This is a genomic window from Kribbella sp. NPDC104740, assembly GCF_055583505.1.
This window is the reverse complement of sequence record NZ_JBVJNV010000001.1, coordinates 508,829-533,242: the sequence shown is the minus strand read 5'-3', so window position 1 is coordinate 533,242 and position 24,414 is coordinate 508,829. Positions and strand designations below refer to the sequence as shown.

The 24,414-nt window shown below is 69.0% G+C and carries 25 protein-coding genes and 1 tRNA gene; 10 read left to right on the top strand and 16 right to left on the bottom strand.

Annotation, left to right across the window (positions count from 1 at the left end):
* Positions 1-127: 127 nt before the first annotated feature.
* Positions 128-1,942: a glycoside hydrolase family 2 protein gene (locus tag ACZ6Z4_RS02490; RefSeq protein WP_465557341.1), complete on the top strand. Its 1,815-nt coding sequence runs from the start codon at positions 128-130 to the stop codon at positions 1,940-1,942.
* On the opposite strand, the gene pqqB is transcribed toward ACZ6Z4_RS02490, so the two are convergent.
* The 6 genes from pqqB to ACZ6Z4_RS02460 all read right to left on the bottom strand — a co-directional run bounded on the left by pqqB (position 1,939) and on the right by ACZ6Z4_RS02460 (position 6,261).
* Positions 1,939-2,814 (bottom strand): pyrroloquinoline quinone biosynthesis protein PqqB, encoded by an 876-nt coding sequence (gene pqqB / locus ACZ6Z4_RS02485; protein ID WP_465557339.1) that lies wholly within the window; start codon positions 2,812-2,814, stop codon positions 1,939-1,941. The two genes, ACZ6Z4_RS02490 and pqqB, sit on opposite strands and share 4 nt — an antisense overlap.
* Complete coding sequence (pqqE, locus tag ACZ6Z4_RS02480) at positions 2,811-3,884, bottom strand: pyrroloquinoline quinone biosynthesis protein PqqE (protein ID WP_465557337.1); 1,074 nt, start codon at positions 3,882-3,884, stop codon at positions 2,811-2,813. Before pqqE ends, pqqB begins: the two co-directional genes overlap by 4 nt.
* Positions 3,881-4,138 carry a pyrroloquinoline quinone biosynthesis peptide chaperone PqqD gene (gene pqqD / locus ACZ6Z4_RS02475; RefSeq protein WP_465557335.1) on the bottom strand — a complete coding sequence of 86 codons (258 nt, stop codon included), beginning with the start codon at positions 4,136-4,138 and terminating at the stop codon, positions 3,881-3,883. The genes pqqE and pqqD overlap by 4 nt, the downstream gene beginning before the upstream one ends.
* Complete coding sequence (pqqC, locus tag ACZ6Z4_RS02470; protein ID WP_465557333.1) at positions 4,135-4,830, bottom strand: pyrroloquinoline-quinone synthase PqqC; 696 nt, start codon at positions 4,828-4,830, stop codon at positions 4,135-4,137. Before pqqC ends, pqqD begins: the two co-directional genes overlap by 4 nt.
* Before the next feature lie 143 nt (positions 4,831-4,973).
* On the bottom strand, positions 4,974-5,072 hold the full coding sequence (pqqA, locus tag ACZ6Z4_RS02465; RefSeq protein ID WP_363667533.1) for a pyrroloquinoline quinone precursor peptide PqqA: 99 nt from the start codon (positions 5,070-5,072) through the stop codon (positions 4,974-4,976).
* 130 nt (positions 5,073-5,202) lie between these two features.
* Entirely contained in the window at positions 5,203-6,261 is a 1,059-nt protein-coding gene (locus ACZ6Z4_RS02460) for a YeiH family protein (protein WP_465557330.1), read from the bottom strand.
* Between the two features lie 100 nt (positions 6,262-6,361).
* Here ACZ6Z4_RS02460 and ACZ6Z4_RS02455 point away from each other — a divergent pair, with 100 nt between their 5' ends.
* Positions 6,362-7,135, top strand: a complete 774-nt coding sequence (locus ACZ6Z4_RS02455; protein ID WP_465557328.1) for a GntR family transcriptional regulator — start codon at positions 6,362-6,364, stop codon at positions 7,133-7,135.
* Positions 7,136-7,188: 53 nt separating this feature from the next.
* On the opposite strand, the gene ACZ6Z4_RS02450 is transcribed toward ACZ6Z4_RS02455, so the two are convergent.
* Entirely contained in the window at positions 7,189-8,115 is a 927-nt protein-coding gene (locus ACZ6Z4_RS02450) for an MBL fold metallo-hydrolase (RefSeq protein WP_465557326.1), read from the bottom strand.
* A 117-nt stretch (positions 8,116-8,232) separates the two neighbouring features.
* Here ACZ6Z4_RS02450 and ACZ6Z4_RS02445 point away from each other — a divergent pair, with 117 nt between their 5' ends.
* Positions 8,233-9,105: a LysR family transcriptional regulator gene (locus ACZ6Z4_RS02445; RefSeq protein WP_465557324.1), complete on the top strand. Its 873-nt coding sequence runs from the start codon at positions 8,233-8,235 to the stop codon at positions 9,103-9,105.
* A 37-nt stretch (positions 9,106-9,142) separates the two neighbouring features.
* A complete protein-coding gene (locus ACZ6Z4_RS02440) occupies positions 9,143-10,012 on the top strand; it encodes a serine hydrolase (RefSeq protein ID WP_465557322.1) in 870 nt (289 codons plus the stop codon).
* Here ACZ6Z4_RS02440 and ACZ6Z4_RS02435 read toward each other — a convergent pair.
* Positions 10,009-10,404, bottom strand: a complete 396-nt coding sequence (locus tag ACZ6Z4_RS02435) for a RidA family protein (protein ID WP_465557320.1) — start codon at positions 10,402-10,404, stop codon at positions 10,009-10,011. The two genes, ACZ6Z4_RS02440 and ACZ6Z4_RS02435, sit on opposite strands and share 4 nt — an antisense overlap.
* Positions 10,405-10,490: 86 nt before the next feature.
* Here ACZ6Z4_RS02435 and ACZ6Z4_RS02430 point away from each other — a divergent pair, with 86 nt between their 5' ends.
* The 3 genes from ACZ6Z4_RS02430 (at position 10,491) to ACZ6Z4_RS02420 (ending at position 12,346) form a co-directional block, all read left to right on the top strand.
* Positions 10,491-11,285, top strand: coding sequence for an arylamine N-acetyltransferase family protein (locus tag ACZ6Z4_RS02430; protein ID WP_465557318.1), 795 nt, complete (start codon positions 10,491-10,493; stop codon positions 11,283-11,285).
* Positions 11,286-11,338: 53 nt separating this feature from the next.
* Positions 11,339-12,043, top strand: coding sequence for an ArsR/SmtB family transcription factor (locus tag ACZ6Z4_RS02425; RefSeq protein WP_465557316.1), 705 nt, complete (start codon positions 11,339-11,341; stop codon positions 12,041-12,043).
* Between the two features lie 63 nt (positions 12,044-12,106).
* Positions 12,107-12,346: a hypothetical protein gene (locus ACZ6Z4_RS02420; RefSeq protein ID WP_465557314.1), complete on the top strand. Its 240-nt coding sequence runs from the start codon at positions 12,107-12,109 to the stop codon at positions 12,344-12,346.
* A 198-nt stretch (positions 12,347-12,544) separates the two neighbouring features.
* On the opposite strand, the gene ACZ6Z4_RS02415 is transcribed toward ACZ6Z4_RS02420, so the two are convergent.
* The 4 genes from ACZ6Z4_RS02415 to ACZ6Z4_RS02400 all read right to left on the bottom strand — a co-directional run bounded on the left by ACZ6Z4_RS02415 (position 12,545) and on the right by ACZ6Z4_RS02400 (position 15,097).
* The gene (locus ACZ6Z4_RS02415) at positions 12,545-13,219 is read right to left on the bottom strand and encodes a GAF and ANTAR domain-containing protein (RefSeq protein ID WP_465557312.1); all 675 of its coding nucleotides are present in this window, start codon (positions 13,217-13,219) and stop codon (positions 12,545-12,547) included.
* Positions 13,220-13,494: 275 nt separating this feature from the next.
* Positions 13,495-14,157, bottom strand: a complete 663-nt coding sequence (locus ACZ6Z4_RS02410; protein WP_465557310.1) for an anti-sigma factor family protein — start codon at positions 14,155-14,157, stop codon at positions 13,495-13,497.
* Positions 14,154-14,663 (bottom strand): sigma-70 family RNA polymerase sigma factor, encoded by a 510-nt coding sequence (locus ACZ6Z4_RS02405; protein WP_465557308.1) that lies wholly within the window; start codon positions 14,661-14,663, stop codon positions 14,154-14,156. Before ACZ6Z4_RS02405 ends, ACZ6Z4_RS02410 begins: the two co-directional genes overlap by 4 nt.
* Before the next feature lie 41 nt (positions 14,664-14,704).
* On the bottom strand, positions 14,705-15,097 hold the full coding sequence (locus tag ACZ6Z4_RS02400) for a DoxX family protein (protein WP_465557306.1): 393 nt from the start codon (positions 15,095-15,097) through the stop codon (positions 14,705-14,707).
* Positions 15,098-15,319: 222 nt separating this feature from the next.
* Here ACZ6Z4_RS02400 and ACZ6Z4_RS02395 point away from each other — a divergent pair.
* The 3 genes from ACZ6Z4_RS02395 (at position 15,320) to ACZ6Z4_RS02385 (ending at position 20,006) form a co-directional block, all read left to right on the top strand.
* Positions 15,320-15,395, top strand: a tRNA-Lys gene (locus ACZ6Z4_RS02395).
* 565 nt (positions 15,396-15,960) lie between these two features.
* Positions 15,961-19,623, top strand: a complete 3,663-nt coding sequence (locus ACZ6Z4_RS02390; protein ID WP_465557304.1) for a fibronectin type III domain-containing protein — start codon at positions 15,961-15,963, stop codon at positions 19,621-19,623.
* The gene (locus tag ACZ6Z4_RS02385; protein ID WP_465557302.1) at positions 19,620-20,006 is read left to right on the top strand and encodes a hypothetical protein; all 387 of its coding nucleotides are present in this window, start codon (positions 19,620-19,622) and stop codon (positions 20,004-20,006) included. The genes ACZ6Z4_RS02390 and ACZ6Z4_RS02385 overlap by 4 nt, the downstream gene beginning before the upstream one ends.
* A 65-nt stretch (positions 20,007-20,071) precedes the next feature.
* Here ACZ6Z4_RS02385 and ACZ6Z4_RS02380 read toward each other — a convergent pair whose 3' ends face one another.
* The 4 genes from ACZ6Z4_RS02380 to abc-f are packed head-to-tail and all read right to left on the bottom strand — an operon-like array spanning position 20,072 to position 24,374.
* Positions 20,072-20,923: an ABC transporter permease gene (locus ACZ6Z4_RS02380; RefSeq protein WP_465557300.1), complete on the bottom strand. Its 852-nt coding sequence runs from the start codon at positions 20,921-20,923 to the stop codon at positions 20,072-20,074.
* The gene (locus ACZ6Z4_RS02375) at positions 20,920-21,849 is read right to left on the bottom strand and encodes an ABC transporter ATP-binding protein (protein ID WP_465557298.1); all 930 of its coding nucleotides are present in this window, start codon (positions 21,847-21,849) and stop codon (positions 20,920-20,922) included. Before ACZ6Z4_RS02375 ends, ACZ6Z4_RS02380 begins: the two co-directional genes overlap by 4 nt.
* 23 nt (positions 21,850-21,872) lie before the next feature.
* Positions 21,873-22,706: a hypothetical protein gene (locus tag ACZ6Z4_RS02370; protein WP_465557296.1), complete on the bottom strand. Its 834-nt coding sequence runs from the start codon at positions 22,704-22,706 to the stop codon at positions 21,873-21,875.
* A 42-nt stretch (positions 22,707-22,748) separates the two neighbouring features.
* Positions 22,749-24,374 carry a ribosomal protection-like ABC-F family protein gene (abc-f, locus tag ACZ6Z4_RS02365; RefSeq protein ID WP_465557294.1) on the bottom strand — a complete coding sequence of 542 codons (1,626 nt, stop codon included), beginning with the start codon at positions 24,372-24,374 and terminating at the stop codon, positions 22,749-22,751.
* Positions 24,375-24,414 lie beyond the last annotated feature (40 nt).

Genomic DNA, 24,414 nt, shown 5'->3' with positions numbered 1-24,414 from the left:
CTGTCATCTCGTTCTGGCGGAAACCGTTGACAACGTTGCCCACGCCTCGGCCACCCCGTTGCCGGGGCTATTCCAACGTTGTAAAGTCGGCGCCGACCTGCTCAGCACACCTCACGGGAGCAACTCGATGCCAAGCACCCAGCCCCGCCCCGAGCACCCCCGGCCGCAGTTCGTCCGCCCGCACTGGCTGAACCTGAACGGCGAGTGGCAGTTCGAGGCGGACAAGTCCGACTCCGGCCTGGAACGCGGCCTGGCCGAGCGCGAGCTCGAGCGCCGGATCACCGTCCCGTTCGCCCCGGAGTCGCAGCTGTCCGGGATCGAGGACGTCGACTACCAGGAGGCCGTCTGGTACCGGACCACCGTCACGATCCCCGCCGGCTGGACCGGCCACGACGCCGTCCTGCACTTCCAGGCCGTCGACCACGACGCCACCGTCTGGGTGAACGGTGTCGAGGTCGTCCGGCACCGCGGCGGCTTCACGCCGTTCAGCGCACCCCTGGCCGGCGTCGCCGCGCCGGGCGAGGAGGCGCTGATCGTGGTCCGCGCCCGGGACAGCAAGTCCGGCGCCCAGGCCCGCGGCAAGCAGAGCACGCTGTACTTCAACCGCGACTGCCACTACACCCGCACCACCGGCATCTGGCAGACCGTCTGGCTGGAGGCCGTCCCGACGGTCCACCTGGGCCGCCCGCGGATCACCCCGGACGTGGCCGGCTCGGCGTTCCACCTGGCCGTCCCGGTGTCGGCGAACAAGCCGGGCTGGAAGGTCCGAGCGGTGCTGTCCGACGCCGACGGAGAGGTGGTCGCCGCCGAGGTCCGGGCCGACCTGGACCTCGCCCCGCGCCTGCTGCTCGCCGTACCGGCTGACCGGGTGCGGCTGTGGGACACCAGCGACCCGCACCTGTACGACGTACGGCTGGAGTTGCTCGACGCCGACGGCACTGTGGTCGACCAGGCCGCCAGCTACGCCGGGCTGCGGTCGGTGTCGATCAACGGGCAGGCCGTGCTGATCAACGGCAAGCACGTGTTCCAGCGGCTCGTGCTGGACCAGGGCTACTGGCCGGAGTCGCTGATGACCGCTCCGTCCGAGGAGGCGCTGGTCGCTGACATCGAGCTGAGCCTGGCCGCCGGCTTCAACGGCGCACGGCTGCACCAGAAGGTGTTCGAGGAGCGCTTCCTCTACCACGCCGACAAGATGGGCTACCTGGTCTGGGGCGAGTTCGGCGACTGGGGTGCGGGGGTCGGCGACACCAACGTCGACAACCAGCAGCCGACCGCCACGTTCGTGACGCAGTGGCTGGAGGCGGTCGAGCGCGACTACAGCCACCCGTCGATCATCGGCTGGTGCCCGCTGAACGAGACCCACCAGCTGCTGCACGACCGGATCACCCAGCTCGACGACGTGACCCGGGCGATGTTCCTGGCCACCAAGGCGGCTGACACCAGCCGGCCGGTGCTGGACGCGTCCGGCTACTCGCACCGGGTGCCGGAGACCGACATCTGGGACTCGCACAACTACGAGCAGGACCCGGTCGAGTTCGGCAAGCAGATGGCCGGGCTGGCCGACGGAGCGCCGTACGGGAACACCGGTGGGCGGGAGGACCGGCCGATCTCGCAGCCGTACAACGGGCAGCCGTACTTCTGCAGCGAGTTCGGTGGCATCTGGTGGAACCCGGAGGCGGTCCAGCTCGCGGGGACCGACCGGGCCGAGTCGTGGGGCTACGGCCAGCGGGTGAAGGACGAGGCGGAGTTCTACGACCGCTTCACCGGGCTGGTCGACGTACTGCTCGACGACCCGCGGATGTTCGGCTACTGCTACACGCAGCTGACCGACGTCTTCCAGGAGGAGAACGGCATCTACCGCTTCGACCGGTCGTCGAAGCTGGACGTGGAGCGGATCCGCAAGGTGCAGATCCGCGCGGCCGCGTTCGAGCAGCAGGGTTAGAGCTCCAAGGCGGTTCGATCCGGTAGGACCTTGACCCCCGCTGCACGCACTCCCCTGTGCTGCGAAGAGCGGGGGTCAAGGACCGGATTGGTGTTGTTGAGGTGCGTGTAGACCCAGCTGGTGCCGGGCTGCAGCGCGCTCAACTTCCGCAGGTGGTCGAGGCTGGTGGCGATCGGGACGTGGCCCATCACGACCTGGGCCTGGTTGTCTGCTTGCGCCCGGCCGGTCATCTCCCCGGCGTCGTAGAAGGTGCCGTCGAGGATCACCGTCGTGGCGCCGTCGACGAAGTCCTCGAACTCCGGCGGCAGCGAAGCCAGGCACGGCGCGTAGACCAGTACGCCGCCCGTGCGCGGGTCCTGGAAGCGGTAGGCGACCACCCAGGGGCCGGCGCCGCCCGACGCGTACTTCGGCCGCTTGTCGCCGACCGGCAGGGCCTGGACGTGGAGCCCGGCAATCTGTTGGTGAGCACCAATAGTTGGCCATGACCAACTGCCGTACCGCTCGACGATGCCGCGGACCGGGAAGTCGTCGCGCAACGCGGCGTGCACGGCCGGCGGCGCGTGCACCTCCAGCCCGGCGCCTTCGCGCAGCATCAGCAGCCCGAGCGTGTGGTCCAGCTCGGCGTCCGTCAGCAGGACGCCGCGGATCGGTGTGTCCCGCGGCCCCGGGCCGGCGCGCAGCTCCGGCGCGGCGAGGATCTGGGAGCGGATGTCCGGGGACGCGTTGACCAGGTACCAGTCGCTGCCGTCGGCGCTGATCGCGAGCCCGTCCTGGGTCCGCGGAGGCAGCGCCGGGTCGGCGCACGTCGTACAGGCGCAGTTCCACTGCGGGAAGCCGCCGCCGGCCGCCGTACCGAGGAGGAGGACCTTCACCGGGCGCGCTTCCGCATCACGAACTCCTGCTCGGTCCGCGGCGTCCGCAGGATCAGGTCGACGATCCCGCGGTCCGGCGACTTGTGGCAGACCGGATCGGTCGAGGTCGCGTCGCCGGTGAGCAGGAACGCCTGGCAGCGGCAGCCGCCGAAGTCGACGTCGCGCCGGTCGCAGCCGCGGCAGGTCGGGCTCATCCACTCCTCGCCGCGGTAGGCGTTGAACGACTCCGAGCCGTACCAGATCTCGTGCATCGACGTCCGGCTCGCGTTGTCGAGCGAGAGCGTCTCGATCGCCGACGCCGCCGGGCAGGGCAGGACGGTCCCGTCCGGCGCGATCGTCAGCTGCCGCGCGCCCCACCCGTACATACAGGGTTTCGGGTACTCCTCGTAGTAGTCGGCGACCACGTAGATCACCTGCATCCGGCCTTTGAGGCGGTCGATCGCGGCTCGTACGACAGGCTCTGCCGCGGCAAGCTGCTCGGGTGTCGGCATCAGCTGGTCGCGGTTGCGCAGCGCCCAGCCGTAGTACTGGGTGTTCGCCAGCTCCAGCCGGTCGGCGCCCATCCGCTCGGCGAGGTCGATGATGCCGGCCAGTTGGTCGTGGTTCGCGCGGTGCAGGACGACGTTGACGCTGAGCGGCAGTCCGGCCCGCTTGATCAGCTCGGCGGCCACGATCTTGAGGTGGTGCGCGCGCGTCCCGGCGATCTTGTCGGCGCGGGTCGCCTCGGCGGCCTGGACGGAGAGCTGGATGTGGTTGAGGCCGCGGTCGACGAGGTCGTTCAGGCGCTGCTCAGTGAGCCCGAGGCCGCTGGTGACGAGGTTGACGTAGGCCCCGAGCCCGGCGGTGTGCTCGATCAGTTCGGGCAGGTCGGGGCGGCCGAGCGGTTCACCGCCGGAGAAGTGCACCTGGAGGACGCCGAGGTCGCGGGCCTGGGTCAGGATGTCCTTCCACTGCTCGGTGCTCAGCTCGTCCTCGCGGGCGAGCAGCTCGAGCGGGTTGGAGCAGTACGGGCAGTGCAGCGGGCAGCGGTGGGTGAGCTCGGCGGTCAGGCCGAGCGGTGCTTCGGTCATACCCACTCCACCACCTGACGGTCGGCGAGGCGGTCCAGTACGGCGTGGATGTCTTCCGTTCGGACGTTCTCGTACTGATTGCCCAGGGCAACGGCGATGTCGGCCGGCGTGCGTTCGCCGTCGCACAGCCCGAGGACCGCCAGGGCTGTGGGGTTGGGGACGAGGACACCCTCCGGGTAGAGGAGGACTTGCAGATCTCTGGTCCGGTCGTACGTCACGCGTACTCCGCGCCGCAGCTTCGGCCGGGTGCTCACTGCTTGGCCGCCGCGCGCTCGATGGCGTCGAGCAGCGACCACAGCACGTCGCACTTGAACGACAGCGCGGCGACCGCGGCGTCCTGCTGCTCGCGGGTCACGCAGTGCTCGACGACCAGTTCGAGCGTCTCCTGCCCTTCACCGGAGACCGCGTCGATCCGGTTCGTGAAGTAGGCCAGATCCTCGGCGCGAATCCACTCGTACGCCGCCAGCATGTCGACGACGCGCTGCTTCATCAGGTGGCCGGAGAACATCTCGGTCAGCCCGGAGGCGACCGCCTCGACCCACGACCGGGTCCGCGCGAACGTCACGTACGCGTCGACCGCGAACCGCGTCGCCGGTGCGAGGTGGCGCTGGTCGAGCACCTCCTCGCGGGTCAGCCCAACGGCCTCGCAGAGTCGCAGCCAGCGCTCGAGTCCACCCTCGCCGGCGGTCCGGCCGTCGTGGTAGACGATCCGGTCGAGCCATTGGCGGCGTACGGCGGGGAGCGGGCAGTTGCTGAGGATCGCCGCGTCCTTCTGCGGGATCATGCTCTGGTAGTACCAGCGGTTCGCGGCCCAGACCCGCAGCTCGCGCTCGTCCAGTTCGCCGTCGTGCAGCCGCCGGTGGAACGGGTGCGAACCCCAGTACCGGTGCTCGAGACCGCGTAATGCGGTACGGAATTCCTCGGCGTCCAACAATGCGGCGGCCACGGTACCTCCGGGGTTTGGAACGTCACAAATGGAACCATCGGACATTTCTCCCCACGGCGTGGAACACATTTGTCACAAATGCGCGCCGGGGGCGGCCGGACAGCCGGCGGAGCCCCGGGGAAAGGGACCCCGCCGACCGCGCCTCAGTCGACCCGGGCCGCGTAGGACGTGACTTCGGTCGGGGTCTCGAACTCGACGAAATCGGGCGTGGTCCAGGCTTCGCGCTCGGTGGGTTCCACCATGGTCTGCTCCTGACGTACATGACGGGGGGCGCCGTCATCCGCTGCCGGCCCGGCGGACCGGGAATCAGACCATAAGACTTAGGCAGGGAGTTTTTCTAGCCCTGTCCCTGAATTCGGAATACGCATACCACTAAAGTGTGCCGGTCGCCAGCTGAAGGCCGAGGCTGCCCAAACTCACACAAACCCAGAGAATCGCGCCGAGGCCGAGCGGACGCCATCCGGCTTTCCGCAGCTCACCGACGCGCAGCGAGAGCCCGATCCCGACCAGCGCGCTGGTGATGAGGAAGGTGCCGACGAGGGCGAGGTCGCTCTGGCGCTCGTCGGGCACGAGACCGGCGGTCCGCAGACCGGCCGCGACGAGGAACCCGACGAGGAACAGCGGAAGCATCCTGCGCCACGGCAACTTCTGACGAGAAGAGTCAGTGTTGTTTCGGTTGTCACGCCGAGACTTCAGAATCACCAAGCCCAGCACGATCGGCACCAGCATCAACGACCGCGTCAGCTTCACCACCAGCGCGTGATCGCCGGCCTCCTGGCTGAACGCATATCCCGCCGCCACCACCGACGACGTGTCGTTGACCGCCGTACCGGCCCACAACCCAAAGGCTTCCGGCCCGAGCCCCATCAGATGACCGAGCGGCGGGAACGCCAGCACGGCCACGACGTTGAACGTGAAGATCGTCGCCAGCGCGTACGCGACCGACGACTTCTTGGCCTCGATCGCCGCCGTCGTCGCCGCGATCGCCGACGCCCCGCAGATCGCCGTACCGACTCCGATCAGCGTCCGCGTGTCCCCGCGCACCCCAAGCAGCCGCCCGAACAACCAGGCTCCACCGAGCGCGATCGCCAGCGTCCCGAGCATCACCGGCAACGACCCGACACCGACGTGCGCGACCTGCTGCAACGACAGCCCGGTCCCGAGCACGACGATCGACACCTGCAGCAGGAACTTCGACGCGAACTCGTACCCCGGCCGCGCCCACTCACCACGCAGTACCGGCACGACCGCACCAACGAGAACCCCGAGCACCAGCCCGAAGACCGGCCCGCCGACAACAGGCACCAGCCGCCCCAGCGGCACCGCCGCCATCGCGAGCACGAGCACCACCAGCAACCCGGGCAGCCGCTCGACGAAATGAGGTTTCGCCGCCGCCTCCGGCGACGCCTGTGACCTAACCTCGACCTGCACGCCGGAACCCCTCGCTCTTAAATGTACGCACATTTAAGCTAAGAGATGACCGGACATTTGGCAAGCGAGTGTGACCGACGGATCGGACAGGAAGGCCTCGATGACCGAGCGCAAGCTCAACCGCGGCGGCGGCCGCCCGCTGTGGAAACAGCTCCAGGAGGAGCTGGTCCGCCGGCTCCGCGCGGGTGAGTTCGACGACGTCTTCCCCGGTGAGCTGGCCCTGGTCGAGGACTACCAGGTCAGCCGGCACACCGTCCGCCAGGCGCTCAGCCAGCTCCGCGCCGACGGACTGATCGTCGCCGAGCGCGGCCGCCAGCCGCGGGTCGCGACCGCGCCGGAGATCCGGCAGCCGATGGGCGCGCTCTACAGCCTGTTCTCCTCGGTCGAGGCCTCTGGCCTGACGCAGCACAGCGTCGTACGGGCTCTCGACGTGCGCGCCGACGGCGTGATCGCCAGCCGGCTCGGCCTGGAGGCGTCGATCCCGTTGGTCTACCTCGAACGCGTCCGTTTCGCTGGCGACGAGCCGCTGGCCCTCGACCGCGTCTGGCTGCCGGCTGACGTCGCCGACAGCCTGCTCGAAGCCGACTTCAGCCACACCAGCCTGTACGCCGAACTGGCGGCCCGCACCGGCCTCCGCCTGGAGAACGGCCGCGAGGACATCCGCGCCGTCAACCCGACCCCGGCCGAGCGGGCCCTCCTGCACTGCCCCGCCGGAGCCGCGGTCTTCTCCATCAACCGCCTCGCCCACGCGCAGGGCCGCCCGCTCGAGTGGCGGCACACCGTCGTCCGCGGCGACCGCTTCGCCCTGGCCGCGGAGTTCTCGGCCCACCAGGGCTACCGCCTCACCCCGTCGACCGACACCAGCCTCGCCTGAGCTGGTTCACGCCGGGCGCGTTGGCCGCTGGAGTGCGCCCGGCGTGAAGCTTTCTACAGCGTGATCGACTCCAGGTGGTCGACCTTCCGGAACTCGGCGCCCGCGGCAACGACCGACGCCTGCAGCTTCGCGAGACCACCCCAGTCGACGGCCGGCTTGTCGAGCGGCTCGTCGAAGTCGTCCCAGTGCGTCGCGATCACCAGCGGTACCGGCTTGATCGTCGACAGCAGCCGATCGGTCACCCCGGGCTCACCACCGGGCGCAGCCAGTACGACGTCCACCTGCAGGTCCTTCAGCGCCACCGGGTCGAACCCGGCCGTGCTCAGACTCAGGATCCGCAGCCCACCGATCGTCAGCACGTAGGCCAGCGTCCCGCCCTCGACCAGGTCCGCGATCGTCCGCGGCTTGGCCGGTACGGCGCCCGGCCGTGTCCCCGGGTACGCGAACTGGTGCCGCGCCCCGCCGCAGGAGTGCAGCGACCGGAACACCTCCACGGTGAAGCCCTTGCTGAAGGGCAGGTACTCCCCGCCGACCACCTGTGTCAGCTGGTCACCCGGCGCCCGCAGCGCCCGCAGCAGGTTGAGGTGCGTCTCGTTGCCGAGCACCGTCGCCTTCGTCCGGCGTGCGACGTACGGGACGTCGGGGAGGTGGTCGTAGTGCCCGTGGTGAACCAGGATCGCGTCGGCCTTGGTGACGTACTTGTCGATCACGCTGGGCTTGCTGACGATCCTGGTCGAGTCGTCCGCGCCCTCCGGCTTGTAGGTACCTGTGCGGAACCTGGTCAGCCACGGGTCGGTCAGCACCACCGCATCTCCGCAGCGGATCTGCCACGCGTGGTTGCCCCACCAGGTCAGCTCCACGGGCTGGCGGTCGGTTTCTGCTGTTTCTGCGGTCGCAGCCCGTACTCCTGCGGTTGTCGCGGCAGCACCCACCGCCGCGACCGCTGCTCCCTTGAGCACACCTCTCCGGCTCACCGTCATCCCCAGTCTCCTCACCTCGACGTGTTGCTCAGTCAAGGCGCTTCGGTGCGGCGATGTCGAATATGCTCTTACACATGACCCGATTGCCTGCACATATCGCCCCAGGTCAGCCAGGTCATGCTCACTGAACGCCACCTGCAAATCTTCGTAGCACTCGCCGATGAACAGCACTTCGGCGACGCCGCTCGCGTCGTCGGCATCACCCAGCCACCGCTCTCCCAGGGCCTGCGCCGCCTGGAGTCCCTGGTCGGCGCCAAGCTGTTCGAACGCGGCCCTGGCCGAGTCCAGCTCACTCCTGCCGGTGCGGCCCTGCTCCCGTACGCCCGGCGCGCGCTGGGCTCGCTCGACGAGTTCCACCACGCAGCAGGTGCCCAGGACCCCGAGGGCCCGGAGGTGCGGCTCGGGCTGACTCCGGAGGTCCCGCCGTCGCTAGGAGCGGCTGTAGCCGCAGCCCTGCCCTCAGGCCGAGTCACAGTCGTCACCGCTCCGACCAGCCAGCTCCTGCCGCAGCTGACGTCGACGCGGCTGCACCTGGCCGTCGTACTGCACCCGGCTGTGCTGGACGGGCTGGAGGCCGGCCCGGTGACGCTCCTGCCGACTCACGCGCTCGTACCGACCACCCTGCACCCGGACGACGCCACACCGCTCAAGCTGCGGGACCTGGACGCCCTGCCGATCGCCGTACGCCCGCGGGCTGAAGCACCGGCGGCCAGAGACCTCGTACTGGACACCCTGGACCTGCACAGACCAGCAGGCGGCACAGTGGTCGTCACCGACGACCGAGCGGCGCTGGCCATGGCCGCTGCGGGCCAGGCCATCGTCGTCACCCCGGACTCGGGTCTGCACGCCACCGGCCTCGGCCGCCATCCGCTGGTCGACGACCCGCTGCCCGTCCGCCTCCGCCTGGTCTGGCCGGCCACCCGTACGCCGTCCGCCCTGCTCCCCGAGGCCTTGGCCCGGATCGCCCAGGCTCTGGCGGTGACGCCGTGAGCGCCCGACTCCGAGCAGCCGTTCCGGCGGTGACGCCATGAGCGCCCAGCTCCGCGCGATCTTCGAGGACGCCGGCGCCCGCGGCTGGTTCCACGCGATCTCCCTCGACCGCCCCGACGAGGCGATCACCCTCGACGCCGACGACGTCGTACCGATGGCCTCGGTCTACAAACTGCCGCTCGTCATCGCCTTCGCCGAGCTGATCGACCGCGGCCTGGATCCTCGGGAGCCGGTCACCCTGCAACCGACCGACCGCACCCCCGGCCCGACCGGCCTCTCGATCTTCACCGACCCGGTCACCCTCTCGCTGCGCGACCTCGCCGCCTCGACCATGGCGCTGTCCGACAACGCCGCCGCCGACGCCCTGCTCGACGTCGTCGGCCTCGACCGCGTCGCCGACCTCCTGCACCGCACCGGCCTGACTGGTACCCGCATCCGCCGAGGTACCGCCGACAACCTCCGCGACCTCATCCGCCGTACCAGAGCGACCGACGCCGACGCGGCCCTCGCCGCCCTCGCGGACAACGACGCCACCACCCCGCCCGGCGTCTACGAAGCCGCCAACGCCTCAGCCACCACGGCCCGCGACATGACCACGCTCCTGCGCGCCCTCTGGTCCGGCGACCTGCTCTCCCCCGACCAGACCGCGTTCGTCCAGCGCCTGATGGCCCAGCAGGTCTTCACCCAACGCATCGCCGCCGCCTACCCCCACGACAGCGTCCGCACCTACGGCAAGACCGGCACCTTCGGCGCCCTCCGCCACGAGGTCGGCGTCGTCGAGCTCCCCGGCGGCCCGACCGTCGCCGTCGCCGCCCTCACCCGAGCCGCCCGCGCCGACCGCCGCCTCCCCCGAGTCGACGCAGCGATCGCGCAAGCGACCCGGTACGCCGTGGACCGCCTCCGCTAGTCGGCGACCACGGCGTACGCCTCGACCTCGAGCAGGATCTCCGGCCGGAACAGCCCAACCACCTGCACCGCCGTACTGGCTGGTGGCCGAGCCGTGTCCACATGCTCGTCCCGCGCCACCCGCACGGCCGGCAGCACCGCCAGATCAGTCACGAAGAAGTTGAGCTTCACGACATCGGCGAACGTCGCGCCGGCCGCCTCCAGACAAGCCTTCAGATTCGCGAATACCTGCCGAGCCTGCGCCGCCGGATCGCCGACCCCGACGACCTCACCATCGGCATCCAGCGCGACCTGACCCGAGATCGCGACCCACCGTCCCGGGCCGGTCACGACATGGCTGTAACCGTTGCCTGGGGCAACACCTTCGGGCTGCGGGTAGGAAAGTTGACTCACGAGAACACCCTTTCGTCGAGAACTCGCCTCCCATCCTGCCCGACGACTCTTGACCTCAAGTCGACTTGAACGGTTTCACTGGGATCATGACCAACGAGTGGGGTATCGAGCGGCTCGACCTGGACGCCTACCTGGCGCGGATCGGCGAGCCCGCCGGCGACGTCTCGGTGGAGACGCTGCACCGGCTGCACGCGGCGCACGTCCGCGCGATTCCGTTCGAGAACATCGACGTCATCCTCGGCACCCACCCGGGGCTCGAGCTCGACGTGATCCAGGCCAAGCTCGTCGGCCGCGAGCGCGGCGGCTACTGCTACGAGCACGCGCTGCTGTTCGCCGCCGTACTGGAGACGCTCGGTTTCGAGGTCGAGCGCCGGGTCGCCCGCGTCCAGCCGCACAAGTCCGGGCCGAAGACGCACATGAACCTGCTGGTCCGGATCAACGACGAGCCGTGGCTGGCCGACGTCGGCTTCGGCGCCGGCATCCTGCACCCGATGCCGCTCAAGGACGGCGCCGTCGTCGACCAGGCCGGCTGGGAGCACCGCCTCACCCAGGACGGCCGGACCTGGACGCTCGCGAAGCGCACCGCCGACGGCTGGGTCCCGCAGCACGCCTCCGACGACGAGCCGCAGCGCCTGATCGACTACCTGGTCTACCACCACTACGTCGCGACCAACCCGCACTCGCCGTTCTCGACCAAGCCGGTCGTGATGCGCCTCACCGACGGCGTCAGCCGCCGCCTGGTCGGCACCGAGCTCACCACCGAGCACGCCGACGGCCGCACCGAGCACCGCACCCTCACCACCGAGGACCTCGGCCCGGCCCTGGCCGCGCTGGACGTCGTACTCAACGACGAGGAACTGGACCGCCTGCTGCTGCGGTAGTGGGTTCAGACGCTTCGGCCCGCGCCGAACCGAGGGCGAGGCACGATGGGTGGATGACGACGACCGAGGGGCAGGAACTGGCGGCGTGGGCGCGGATGCTCGCCGACGGTACGCGGGCGACCGTCTGCCTCGCGCTGCTCGACGGCCGGGCGTGGACCGCGACCGAACTGGCGGCGCTGGCCGGTGTCTCCCGCCCGACGATCAGCGAGCACCTGAACCTGCTGGTCGAGGGCGGACTGCTCAGCGAGGTGCGGCAGGGCCGGCACCGGTACGTCGAACTGGCGAGCCCGGAGACCGCGCACCTGCTGGAAAGCCTGTCCGCGCTGGCTCCCCGGCGTACGGAAGTCGCGACCAGCCTGAAGACCGCGAGCCGCCGCGATGCGTTCGCCCGCGCCCGCACCTGCTACGACCACCTGGCCGGACGGCTCGGCGTCGCCGTCATCGACACGATGACCGAACGTGGCCTGCTCGACTGGACCGACGGCCTCGCGCTGACCCCCGATGGCCTGCGCTGGCTGGAGGAACTGGGCATCGAGGTGAAGACCGGACGAGGCCGCCCGCTCGTCCGTTCATGTCTTGACGTGACCGAACGCCGGCCACACCTCGCAGGCGCGGTCGGCTCCGCCCTGTGCACGCACGCGATCGGCCAGGGCTGGGTCCAGCGGATCCCCGGTGGACGCGCTCTCAAGGTGACCGGATCGCTCACCGCGCTGGGGCTTTCTGTCGGCGTGGTGCGAGAACTCGCTTCCAGGGTGTGAGATTCCCGGCAGGGAACACGCCTTCGACAGGCGATTGTCGGCGGAAACGCCTAGCCTTCGGCCATGACTGGTTTCGAGCCCGACACCGAGCTGGTGTCCCGCCTCCCTCTGCCCAGCCATGTCGTCGTCCAGGTGGACGGCGTCTGGTACCGCGGCTGGCTGATCGGCCGCGAGCACGAGGACGCGGGATGGACCGGTTTGGTGCAGTACGAGGGCGACGACGGCGTCGAGCGGACCGAACGGCTTCCGGCCGACCGGATCGCTCTGCCGGAGTCGGACCGACCGACTGAGCGAGCGTCGTAGGAGGAACGACCACAGACAGGCCCCCGGGGATGATCCTCGGGGGCCTGTCTGTGTAACGGGTACTTCGGGCGCCTCGCGCGAGAGCGGATCCCGCTCCAGGCCCTTCGGGCGGTTGACCTGGAGCGGGATCGCAGCGTTACACCCTCTGTATCGGTGGCGACACGGCCGGTGTTACACGGGTCAGGAACTTTTCTGGGCTCAGGACAACTTCCGGGTCTCGATCAGCCGCTGCGCGACGTCGCGCAGCTTCACGTTCCGGTCCTGGGAGTACCTGCGCAGTACGGCGAACGCCTGCTCGTCGGTCAGGTCGAAGCGTTCCATCAAGATCCCCTGCGCCTGGCCGATCAGCTTGCGGGCGTCGATCGCCTGCCACAGCGTCGACTCGCTGCGCGCGTTCGCGACCGCGACCGCCGCGTGGTCGGCGAACACCTGCGCCACCACGTCGTCGTACGCGCCGAAGCGCTGCGGCGCGGCGTCGTACAGGTTCAGGACGCCGACGGTGGTGGTCGGCGTCCGGAGCCGGACGCTCAGCACGCTGCGCAACCCGACCCCGGCGACGCCGACCGACCAGCGTGGCCAGCGGAGATCCCCTGACACGTCCCCGCTGACCACGTTCTTCTCGTCCTGCACGACGCTGAAGCTCGGCCCCTCGCCGGTCTCGAGCTGCACCCGGTCGGCCTCCTCGACCAGCGCGTCGGTCGCCGACGCCGACTCCAGCCGGCCGCCGCGCATCACCAGCAGCAGGCTGGCGTGCCCGGTCCCGATCCGCGGCAGCACGAACTCGAGGAAGCGTTCCGCGGTCTGTTCCACGTCAGGCTGCTCGTGCAGGACCTGGGCCATCCGGGCCAACTCCTGGGCGAACTCGTCGTTCACCGGGCCACTGCGCCCGACGGGTAGGGGGTTGGTCTCACCGGCGTGTGTCCTCAACGCGTCGAAATCACTGCGGGCGGCATGCTGCGCCACCGGCTGACTTCCCAACCGCGATGAACTTTAACACCGACCCCGAAACCGCCCCCAGGCAGCAGGCGACCCCGGTGCGTCGGGTCTGAACACCGGGGCCTGGAACGACCTGCCTCTCGAGCGACCGGCCCTTCCTGGCTCTCAGGTTCCCGTTCCCCCGGCCGTCATGCGCTCCGGTCGTTGCGGTCTCAGAAGTGCACCGCGAGCAGGATCCGGCCGCTGTCGGAACTGCGGATGTCGAGCGCGCGGATCTCGCTGCGGTGCAGCTTGGTGGTCGCGGCCGGGCGGACCGTCGTACCGGGTGAGGCTGTCCAGCTGGCGATCAGCGTCGACTTGCCGCTCTCGTCGGTGACGAACAGGTCGTAGCCGCGGGCCCGTTCGCTGGGCGTCGCGAGGTCGTCGTACCGGCAGCTGATCTCGATCGTCGTCCCCCAGCGCTCCTCGACCAGACGGGCGTCGGCGGTGAGTTTGCTGGCGACGGTCTGCGCGAGTACGACGTAGTCGCCCTCGGGCTCCTCGCGGGCCAGCGGGATCGCCACCACCGCGCCGATCGCGGCCGCGGTGGCGGCGGTCGCCGCGACGAGTCCCGCCACGCGGAACCGCCGCTTGCGACGGTCCCGCGTGACGGCCCGGACCAGCCCGGGCAACAGGTTCGGCGGGGTGGGGTCGAGGGTCGCGAGCGCCCGGTCCCCCGGCAGCAGCGCCAGGGTCCCGGGGACGCCCGCCAGCGACGCCACCTCCGCCGAACAGTCCGTGCACTTGCGCAGGTGCTCCTCGTACGCGCGCCTGTCCTGCGCCGACAACGCGCCGAGCAGGTAGGCAGCGTCCCAGTCCCGGTACGGATCGCTCATTCCTGCGTCACCCCCCTCTCCTGCAGCGCGAGCTTCAGCGCCCGCATCCCGTAGTGCAACCGCGACTTCACCGTGCCCGGCGGGATGTCGAGCTCGGCCGCGATGTCGGTGACGGTCCGCCGGCCGTAGTACGCGCGGACGATCACTTGCCGATGGTCCTCCGACAGCTGCGCCAGCGAGTCCGACACCAGCCACGCGTCCAGTACGGCGTTCGCGTGGTCCGCGCTCGGCCGCTCCGGGAGGTCGTCACTGGCGACCTCCCGGTTGACCCGGGCACTGCGCCGGTCGTCGATGACCAGGTTCCGCGCCACCGTGAACAGCCACGCCCGAGCCCCCGCTTCGTCCTCGGTCAGGATCTGCGGCCGCCGCCAGGCCCGCAACAGCGTCTCCTGCACGACGTCCTCCGCGAACCGGTCGTCACCGGTCAGCCGCACCACGAACCGCCACAGCGAGGGCGCATGCACATCATGCAGCTCCCGCAGCAGCGCCGCCCGGTCGTCGGCCATCGGCACTCCAGCTCTGTCGTCGTGCACCGCCACGGCGGCCCTCAGCCGCTCGTCTTGCTCCTGGAAGGAAGGCTACTTTCCAGCGCCCAACGCCCGTTCCCGAGCACCGCGATCAACAAGAACGCGAACGCGAACAAAGCCGCCTTCTCCCCACCGTTCTCCACCGGCAGCACCCCGTCAACCTGATGCACCGTGAAGTACGCGTAAGCCATCGACCCCGAACACAACAACGCAGCCCACCGAGTCCCGAACCCCACCATCACCAGCGCCCCCGCCACCCCCTGAATCGCCGCCGCCCACCAACTGGGCCAAACGAAGACCTCGATCCGCGTGGCTCCGAGCACCCCGAACAACGCCGCGCCCCCATGACTCGCAAACAAGAACCCCACCACAACCCTGAACAACCCCACCGTGTGCCCCTGCCAACGCTCCATGCCAACTCCTCAGGTGAATGGACGGCTTCCCACCCCCACCCGCCTCACGCTGACAGGGGCGCTCCTTCACCCCACAGAACGACCAGCACCCCCATCCGGTTCAACCCAAAGTCACTCTCCTGTCACCCTAAGAAACCACCCCACCCACTGGTCCCATATTCCTGAAGTCCGTTACCAGTTGGCCCCCCACCCCCCCGACCTGTCACACTGGACCCCACACCCGGGCCTCTAGCTCAACTGGCAGAGCAGCGGACTTTTAATCCGCGGGTTGTCGGTTCGAGTCCGACGGGGCCTACCACTACAAGGACGTCGCCTCCGGCGACGACAGCACAACCGGCGCCTCCGGCGCGGGCGCCTACTGTGGGTGCCCAGCGAGCACCGCCGGCGGTTTGCACGAGGGCTTACGGACCTGCCGCCGGCCTAAGGCCACCGAACAGCATGCTTTTGCGTCGTGCACCGTCTTTGCGAGGACCCTTCCAGCGCACTCCACGCGAGGGATTCTTCGCCTTCCGACCCATGTAGACATCCTGAGTCATCGACGGTAGAGAGTGTCCGGGCCGCGCGATCTGCCGAGCACTCTGGCCGGCGTCATCCAGCATCGTTGCGTGGCCTTCCGGAGCACGTGCAAGGTTCGAGTCCGTCGGGGCCATCAACTACAAGGCACCCGTCTATGGCGGCGACAGCATCACCGGCGCCTCCGCCGTGGGGTCTGATGGCTCGGATCTGCCGTGCGGCGTTGAGGGCCGCCGGTGGGAATGTCACTTGCTGCAATTCGGGTCGCCGTCGATTGTCGGTGCCAGGCCGCGATGTCTACCGTTCCCCTACTTCGAGCCTGTGGGGGAACGATGAGAATGGTTCGGCGCGTGTGTGCACTGTTGCTGGTGGTAGCTGTTGCCCTCGTCATCGACCTCGTGCCGGTGCATGGGCCTGCGACGGCGCAGGCCGTCCAGGTTGCGCAGCAGGGTGGGTCGAGGCCGAAGGGGGCTGCGACGGTGGCCGACGGTGAACCTGCGGCAAGCATCGGCATCGCTCTGGCCGGCGACCAGCGGACCTACCGGCTTCGCGTCCTCTCGCGCCGTTCGGTCGCCGGCGCCCGTCTCGTCTTCCGGGTGTCGGTCGGCAACACAGTCATCCGCACCAGCAGCGAGCCGTTGGGCGCACTGACTCCGGCTGTGGCTGTCGCCAAGACCTTCGACGGCGGTACGCCGCCCGCCTCGACGTTCGCGGTCACCGCCGAGGTGGTCGCGAACGGTGCGGCGGTGGCCGCCGCGACCCTCGCGGCCGGCGCGGTCCGCGGCACACTGCTCACCGCCGCGACGTTTGAGCAGCTCGAGAACAAGAAGATCGAGTACGCCGTAGGCAAGCGCTGGTTGTCCGCGGCCGCAGGAGACGAGCAGCGCCGCACCCGTGGAGCGACCGACGCCGGGCGGCTCACGAGCAACCTCGTGGCCGGTCTCACTGTCTCCGGAGTCGCCAAGTACACCGACGGCCGCGGTGTACAGCTCCCGATCCGTAACGGCCTGGTCCAGCTGTGGCGCGGGTCTGCGGTCGGGTCGGCGCGAACATCGGCCACAGGCGCGTACTCGATCACTCTCGGAACCGGTACCGCCGGGACCTACTCGGTCCGGATCATCGCTGACATGGGCAACGGCAGCGTCCTCTATCCCAACAATCAGCAGTACGTTGGCTACGGACCCTCCAAAGTGCTGTCCGACGGAATGTCCTGGACCGGCGCGAACATCACCACCGATCGTGACTCTGACACCGGTCACGCCTTCGCGGCGATGGACACGTTGAAGACGATGTCCGACTACTACCTGACCAAAAAGGCTTCCGGCTGGCCGACCGGTCTGAGCATTCGCTATCCCAGTGGCGACAACACCAGCTACGCGCGGGAAAGCGATCAGGCGATCTACATCGGCGGCGGCAATGTGCGCTGTGGAGACAGCTGGTGCGAGGAAGACGCCTTCGACTGGGATGTCATCGCACACGAGGTCGGCCATGTCGTCGCCTATCGAGCCGACATGGACGCTTCGGACGGCGGCCCCCACAACGTCTGCGACGACGCGTGGACCGGCAGCCAGACCAAGGCTGCCGCCGCGCGCCTGGCCTGGAGCGAAGGCTGGGCAAGCTTCTGGGGACAGGTCGCTCTGCGGGAGGTCTCCAAGCCTGCCGGACTGGCCTCCGACATCGGCGACGGGCGGTACCACGACTCGTCCTGGCCCCCGAACAATGCGGGGCTGTCGTTCTCGTACGGGTTGGAGGACGCGGGAGCATCGCTGTGCGGCGACGCAGCGGTGGGCGAGACCAGCGAGATGGGAGTCCAGGCAGTCCTGTGGGACCTGTACGACAACGTCGCCGACAACGAATCTTTCACCTCGGCGTCGGCGCAACTGTACGCCGCGATCTGGTCCGCGAAGCCGGTGACTCTGTCCCCTGCTGTCCAGTCGATTCTCGCGGCCCGCACTCTGGCGGAGCGCGAGAGTGCGACTGCGGTCTTGCGGAACGGCGGCCTCAGTCCGGTCGTCACGTCCCATGTATCCGGCCCGATCGGTGGATCGACTGCGCCCGAGTTCACCTGGTCGCGCGGCGGACCGAGTGGCCACCCCAACAACTCGTTCACCTTCGTGGTCCGGCGCAACGGCTCAGCCGCAACGTTGGCGAACATCTTCTTGGGCAACCAGACAAGGTTCCGTCCAGCCGACTTGGACTGGCTCGCCTGGGGCGCGGGTGGCGGAACGATCGTGATCGAGGTGCAGGGCAACGAGACGGCATCGCCGATCAGCGGGCCGTTCACTTCGCCACCGGTGAAGTTGACCTTCAGTACCGCTCCCATCAAGGTGATGGTCGTCGGGGACTCGATCAGCCAGGGTCACGAGGGCGACTACACCTGGCGTTACAGGCTCGCGAACCACCTCGGGTCGGCGGTGGATTTCGTTGGACCCTGGAGCGGTACGACGGACCTGCCGCCGACCTTGCCGACGGGCTGGCCGGACACACCGGTCCCACCGGAGTACCACGGTGCCTACCGGCCGGGGATCTCGTTCGACAGTGACCACTACGCTCGCTGGGGACGCCAACTGCATGAGGCGAAGGACAACATCCGCAGCACGGTCGCGGCGCAGAATCCGAAGTACGTCCTGCTCGAGCTAGGGTTCAACGACCTCGGCTGGGGCGTCTCCGGACCGGACGGTCTGTTCAACGATCTGAAGACTTTCGTCGCCCAGGCGCGGCTGGCCCGGCCCGACGTCGTTGTACTGGTCGCGAACGTGACCCAACGCACGCCCCTGGGGAGCAATCCGGGGCTGCCCGCCACCATCTCGTCGTACAACACGTTGCTGGCGAACTCGATCGGTTCCCTCAGCGCGACCGGATCGCCGGTCGCGCTGGTGGACATCGACGGACCCATGACGGTGGCCGACACCTATGACGGGCTCCACCCCAACGGAGTCGGTGAGTACAAGATCGCCAAGGCGTTCGCGAGCGTGCTGTCCAGCAAGTTCGGGCTGGGTGCGGCCTTCGGTACGGTTCCGTCGACCGTTGCGCCGTTGAACCCGGTCACACCGACTGGGATTCAGGCGATCAGTACCGACGCGGGCATCACCATCTCCTGGAACCACAGCTTCGGGGCAGGTGGGTACTGGTTGTACCAGCGCAACGCAACCCAGAACGGTGCCTGGGAACGTTCGGCTGCGCAGATCCCCGCCGACAGCTGGCGGATCAGCTGGGTCTTCAGGACGCACACCTACGAATTCAAGGTGGCCGCAGCACGGGGTGACTACGAGTCCGGCGTATCCGGAGTGGCCTCCGCAGTAGCGAACCCGACCACGGCTGACGGTCCGACCGTGACGAAGGTGATGCCCGGGTCGAACTACGTCGACCTGACCTGGACGCGGCCGACGGGTGCGTACAGCGGGACGGTGAGCTCGTACGTCGTGTACTACCTCGACGAGAACGAGCCGGACGCGTGGGTGAGCAGCGTGAAGACGTCTTCGACCTCGCTCCGAATCGCGAACCTGGTCGCGGGCCATCGGTACAACATCGCGATCGCGTCCGTGAACGCCTCCGGTGACGGATTGCCGAGCGGAGCACCCGGTGTCATCCCCGGCCGCGGGACGCCAGGCGTGCCGGGCGGCTTCACCGCGCGGATCGCACCGGACAATGTGTACTCGGCGCTGCTGTCGTGGTCACCGGTGAGCGGTGCGGCGGGCTATGCGGTGCAGTACCGCAACTGGGTACGAGAAGAGCCGTACCACCAGCTGTTCTTCTCTGTCGTCGGACGAACGACCGAACGGGTCGATCTGCTGATCTGGGACGGAGCCGCCGCTCATCAGTTCTGCGTGAGAGCATTCAACGGCACCCTGGTGTCCGCGTGGAGCAGCTGCTTGATTCCCACCGAGCAGGCACCGTCGAAGCTATCGGACGGCGCCGCACCACATGGGATACAGGAGAACGGTTTGATGCCGGAGTGGCGCTCTCGACTCGCACCGTCGTTGGGCATCGCTGCGGGCACAATGAACAGATGAAATCCTTCCAGAGGTCTGTCGCGTACGCCGTACTGGTGATGGTGGCAGCAGCCTGCTCCGGAGGACGGACGTGCGGTCCGTGCGCACCGCCGGCGCTGATCGAGGTCAGCGGACTGGCGGCGAGCGCGACCGCGGTCCGCGTCTGTCTCGACGACCGCTGCGAGCAACCGATCATCTTGGCCGCCGGGTCGCAGACCGTTGCCGTTGACAACGGAATCTACGACGCCTCGACCGTACGGCTGGAGGTGTTCGCGGGGAGCAAGGTGATCGGCTCGCACGCCGCGCAGGTGACATTGCGGCGACCGAGCGGCAAGGACTGCGACTGCGGCGAGTCGGCTCTGCTCGCGCCTGGAGCGAACGGCTCCCTGATCCGAAAATCGTAGAGCGCGGCCGATTCGGCGGTCTGGCCTTTGTCCTGGCCCTGCGTGGTTGCGAAGTATGGGGAAGGTCAGAGGTCCTTTCGGCTGAAGGACAGGGCGGCCAGACCCCATAACATCGTGATCCAGAGGGCCACCCAGGCTAGGTAGGCCGGGGTTAGGGCGGCTGGGCCTAGGAAGGGGAAGGCTTGGCCGCCTTCGTCGTTGGTGAATTGGGTTAGGGCGGCTGGGTCTTGGAAGGCGTGCATGGCGCCTCGCCAGAGGGCGTCGGTGGGGAGGAGGATTCGGGAGAGGGTGCCGATTCTGGCGATTGCCTCGTTGCCGAGAGAAGCTCCGATGCCGCCTACTACGCCGGCTACCCAGGTGGTGCCGAAGAGGCCTACTGCAACTACTCCGGAGGCCATGGGGGAGATGGCTGTGGAGAGGAGGGTTGCCAGGGTTAGGAGGACTGTGGTTTGGGCTGCCAGGAGGAGAAGGGCGCCTGCGGGGTTGGGGGGCCAGTAGCCGGTTGTGGCTAGGACTACTAGGCATTGGGCTAGGCCGGCGAGGATTACGAAGCCGGCGCCGAAGATGACTAGGCCTAGCCATTTGCCTAGGAGGAAGGTGCTGCGGCGGATGGGGCGGGCCAGGACTGTCAGGGCTATGCCGGATTCGGTTTCGCCGGCGAGGGTGGGGCCGGTTAGGAAGGCTGTGCCTAGGGCGGCTATGAGGCTGAAGCCGAACATTACGAGGTTCAGGAGGATTGAGGCCGTTAGGCGGGCTTCGCCTGTGGTTAGGGTGCCGCCTGATTCTGCTGCCAGCTTGGAGAAGCCCCAGGCTGAGAGGGACAGCAGGAGGACGGTGAGGATGCCCAACGCGAGCAGCACTCGGCGGCGGGAGGCTTCGCGGAGGGTCAGGGCGGTGATGGTGAGGACTGTGGTCATTGGTCTGCCTTGCGGAGGATGCCCAGGAGGCGTTCTTCGAGGGTGATTCGGCCGGGTTCTACGGCGTGGATTTGTACGCCGAGGGCGGCCAAGTCGCTGACCAGTTGGGGGACGGTGGCGTCGTCGTCTGCTGGGAGGGCGACGGTGGTCCAGTCGCCGGAGTGGTCGAGGATCACCGTTTGGGCGAGGCGGGCCTCGGCGTCAGGACCAACGCTGGTGAGGTGCAGGCGGACTTCGCGTTGGCCCAGGAGTTCGGCGAGGGTGCCGGCTGCGGCGACCTTGCCGTGGTCGAGGATGACTACTCGGTCGCAGACTCGTTCGACCTCGCCGATCAGGTGGGAGTTGAGGAGTACGGCGACTTCGCGTTGCTTCAGTTCCAGGACGATGTCGCGGACGTCGGCGCGGCCGAGGGGGTCGAGGGCGCTGGTGGGTTCGTCGAGGATCACGAAGTCGGGGCGGGCGACCAGGGCGACGGCCAGGCCTAGGCGTTGTTGCATGCCTTTGGAGAAGCCGCCGACGCGGTCGGCGGATCGTTGCCCTAAGCCCACAAGGTCCAGAGCTGCCTGGCGATCGGCCGCAGCGATGTTGGCTCGGGCCAGTTTCACGTGCAGGGTGAGGACCTCAGAAGCGCTTAGCCAGGGCTGGTAGCGGAAGAGTTCAGGGAGGTAGCCGACTCGGGAACGCGCCAAGGGCTCGTACGCCGGGCGGCCGAGCAGCGTGACCTCCCCGGCGTCCGGTGCGACCAGGCCGAGGAGCATCTTGATCACCGTCGTCTTGCCGGCGCCGTTCGGGCCGAGCAGGCCGACGACCTCGCCGCGGGCGACCTCCAGCGAGACGTCGTCGACCGCCACTCGCTTGCCGTACCGTTTCCGTAGCCCGGAGCAACGAACCGCGAACTCCGCCGCGGCCCGCGGTTCGTTGCTCACAGCATCCACGGCTTCGACGGCGTTCAGCGCAGGCCCCGTGCGACGTCGAGTACCTCGGACTTGTCCAGCGATCCCGCAACAGCGGTGACAACGCCGTCGGAGACCCACACCACCGCGGAGACCGACCGGTCTCGCGATGTCAGAACCGTTGCCTGGTGCCCGTTCACCGACTCCGAAGACGTGGTGACCTGGTCTTCCGGGACAGGCAGCGGCAGCGTCGACCCGTCAGCGCTGAAGGTCTTCAGCTTCGCCGCGACATCGGCGGGGATCCCTGGCAGCGAGAGCAGGTAGTCCCGCGCCACTGCGAACTCGATCCCCGACGAGTGCGCCGTCGGGGCGACCGCGCGGCCGACCAGCAGCGCCGGCATGCCGCTCGTCGACTCCCACAGCTGTCCCACCCCAGGTCCGGCATCGAGCCGAAGGGGCTTGCCGTCAAGCCCAGCAGGGGCCGGAGGCAACTTCTTACCGGCCGCCTTCGTTGCCTTCGCCTCCGAGTACGTGAAGGTCACGCTGACCTTCCCGCCCACCTGGTACGTCGGCGTACCGGTCACGCCGCTCGGCAGCTTGCTCACCTCGGGAACGTCCAGCCCCGACCGCTTCGCCGCAGCCGCCGCGTCGTCCACCTTGCGCAGGCCGTTCGCGCCGGTGATCTGCACGTCGCCGTACGCGCGCAGGTCCGGCAGCGCGACGAGGTCGGCCGCGCTCAGGCTGATCGGCGCGACCTTCTCGGTCTGGAAGATCGGCAGCCAGTCCTTCGCGGCCGCCGTACCGGCGCCGGCCATCACCACAGCCACAGCCAGTACGGCGACCGCGGGCCGCGTCACCAGGGTCGTCAATCTCCGAGGCAGCTTCTCCATGCATTGAAGATCGCTCATTATCGATCGAAAGTCAATAGACGCTCAGCCTGCCAAGCGACCGCCGGAGAGCTCGACAATCCGGCCGGCGAATCGCCGCGCGAGCATCCGATCGTGCGACACCACGACCAACGCACCCCCGTACGCCGACAACGCGCTCTCCAGGTCCTCCACCAGCGCCGGCGACAGGTGGTTGGTCGGCTCGTCGAGCAGCATCAGGTCGACCGGCCGGTGCAGCAGCCGCGCGAGATCGAGCCGCCGAAGCTGCCCGGTCGACAGCTTCCCGACCGGCGTGTGCAGGTCGTGATGCCGGAACAGCCCCAGCCCGAGCAGCGCACCGCGATGCTCGTCCGGCGTACCGCCAAGCCCACGCGCGTACGCCGCCAGCAACGGCTCGCCCGGCCGAGTGACGACGGTCTGCTGCGGCAGCCACCCGATCCGCGCCGGCCGTCGTACGTCGCCCTGGTCGGGCGCGAGATCCCCGGCCAGCACACGCAGCAGCGTGCTCTTCCCAGCACCGTTCGGCCCGATCACATGCAGCCGGTCGCCCGCCTTGATCTCCAGGCTGCGCACATCGAGCCGCCCGTCGACCTTCACCTGATGCAGGTCAGCGAGCGTGCTGGTCTGGGACGAGCCTCCCGCGACCTTGGCCGTGAAACGCATCGGCGCAGGCGGCCGCGGTACCGGCTCCTCCTCCAACCGCCGCACCCGCTCCTTGGCCTGCCGAACGCGCGCCGAGATCTGCTTCTCGACGTTGCGCTGATGCCGTCCCGGCGCCTCCGCATCGGGCCGCGGCCCCGACGCCAGCGTGTTCGCCGCCTTCCGCGCGAGCTCCTTCTGCCGAGCCAGCTCGACCTGCCAGTCCTCGTACTCCTGCTCCCACCGCAGCCGCGCGGTCTGGCGCGCCTGCAGGTAACCGGCGTACCCGTTCCCATACCGTACGACGACCTGCTGCTCCGCGTCGACCTCCCACAGCGCCGTCGTCACCCGCTCGAGGAACACCCGATCGTGCGACACGACCACGAGGCTCCCCGGATGGTTGCGCAGCCGCTCCTCCAACCACTCCAGCGCGGACGCGTCGAGGTGGTTGGTCGGCTCGTCGAGCAGCAGCAGCTGCGGCGACGCGGCCAGGATGCAGGCCAACCCGAGTCGGCATTGCTCGCCTCCCGACAGCGATCCGAGCAGCCGGTCGCGTTTGATGTCAGCGAGGCCCAGCCCGTGCATCGCCGACTCGACCCGCGCGTCGGCGGCGTACCCGTCGCGGGCCTCGAACGCCTCCAGCAGTTCGCCGTACGCCGTCAGCAGCTCGTCGAGATTCGCCGGCTCCGAGGCCAGCGCTTCCTCGGTCTCCCGCATCCGCGTCTCCAGAGAACGCAGCTCGGCCAGCGCATGGTCGACCGCGTCCTGGACGGTGTCGCCCGGCGGCAGCGACGGGGTCTGCGGCAGGTACCCGATCCCGCCCGGTACGTGCGTCCGGACCTGCCCGCCGTCCGGCCGGTCGATGCCGGCCAGCACCCAGATCAGCGTCGACTTGCCGGATCCGTTCTCACCGATCACACCGATCCGCTCGCCGAGCGCGACGGACTGGCTGACGCCGTCGAGCACGGTCCGCCCACCCGGAGCGCGGACGACGTCCGCGAGCACGGCCTGAAAGTTGCTTGTGTCCCTCATCAGATCTCACTTCTCGGTCGCAAACGACAGATGAACACCG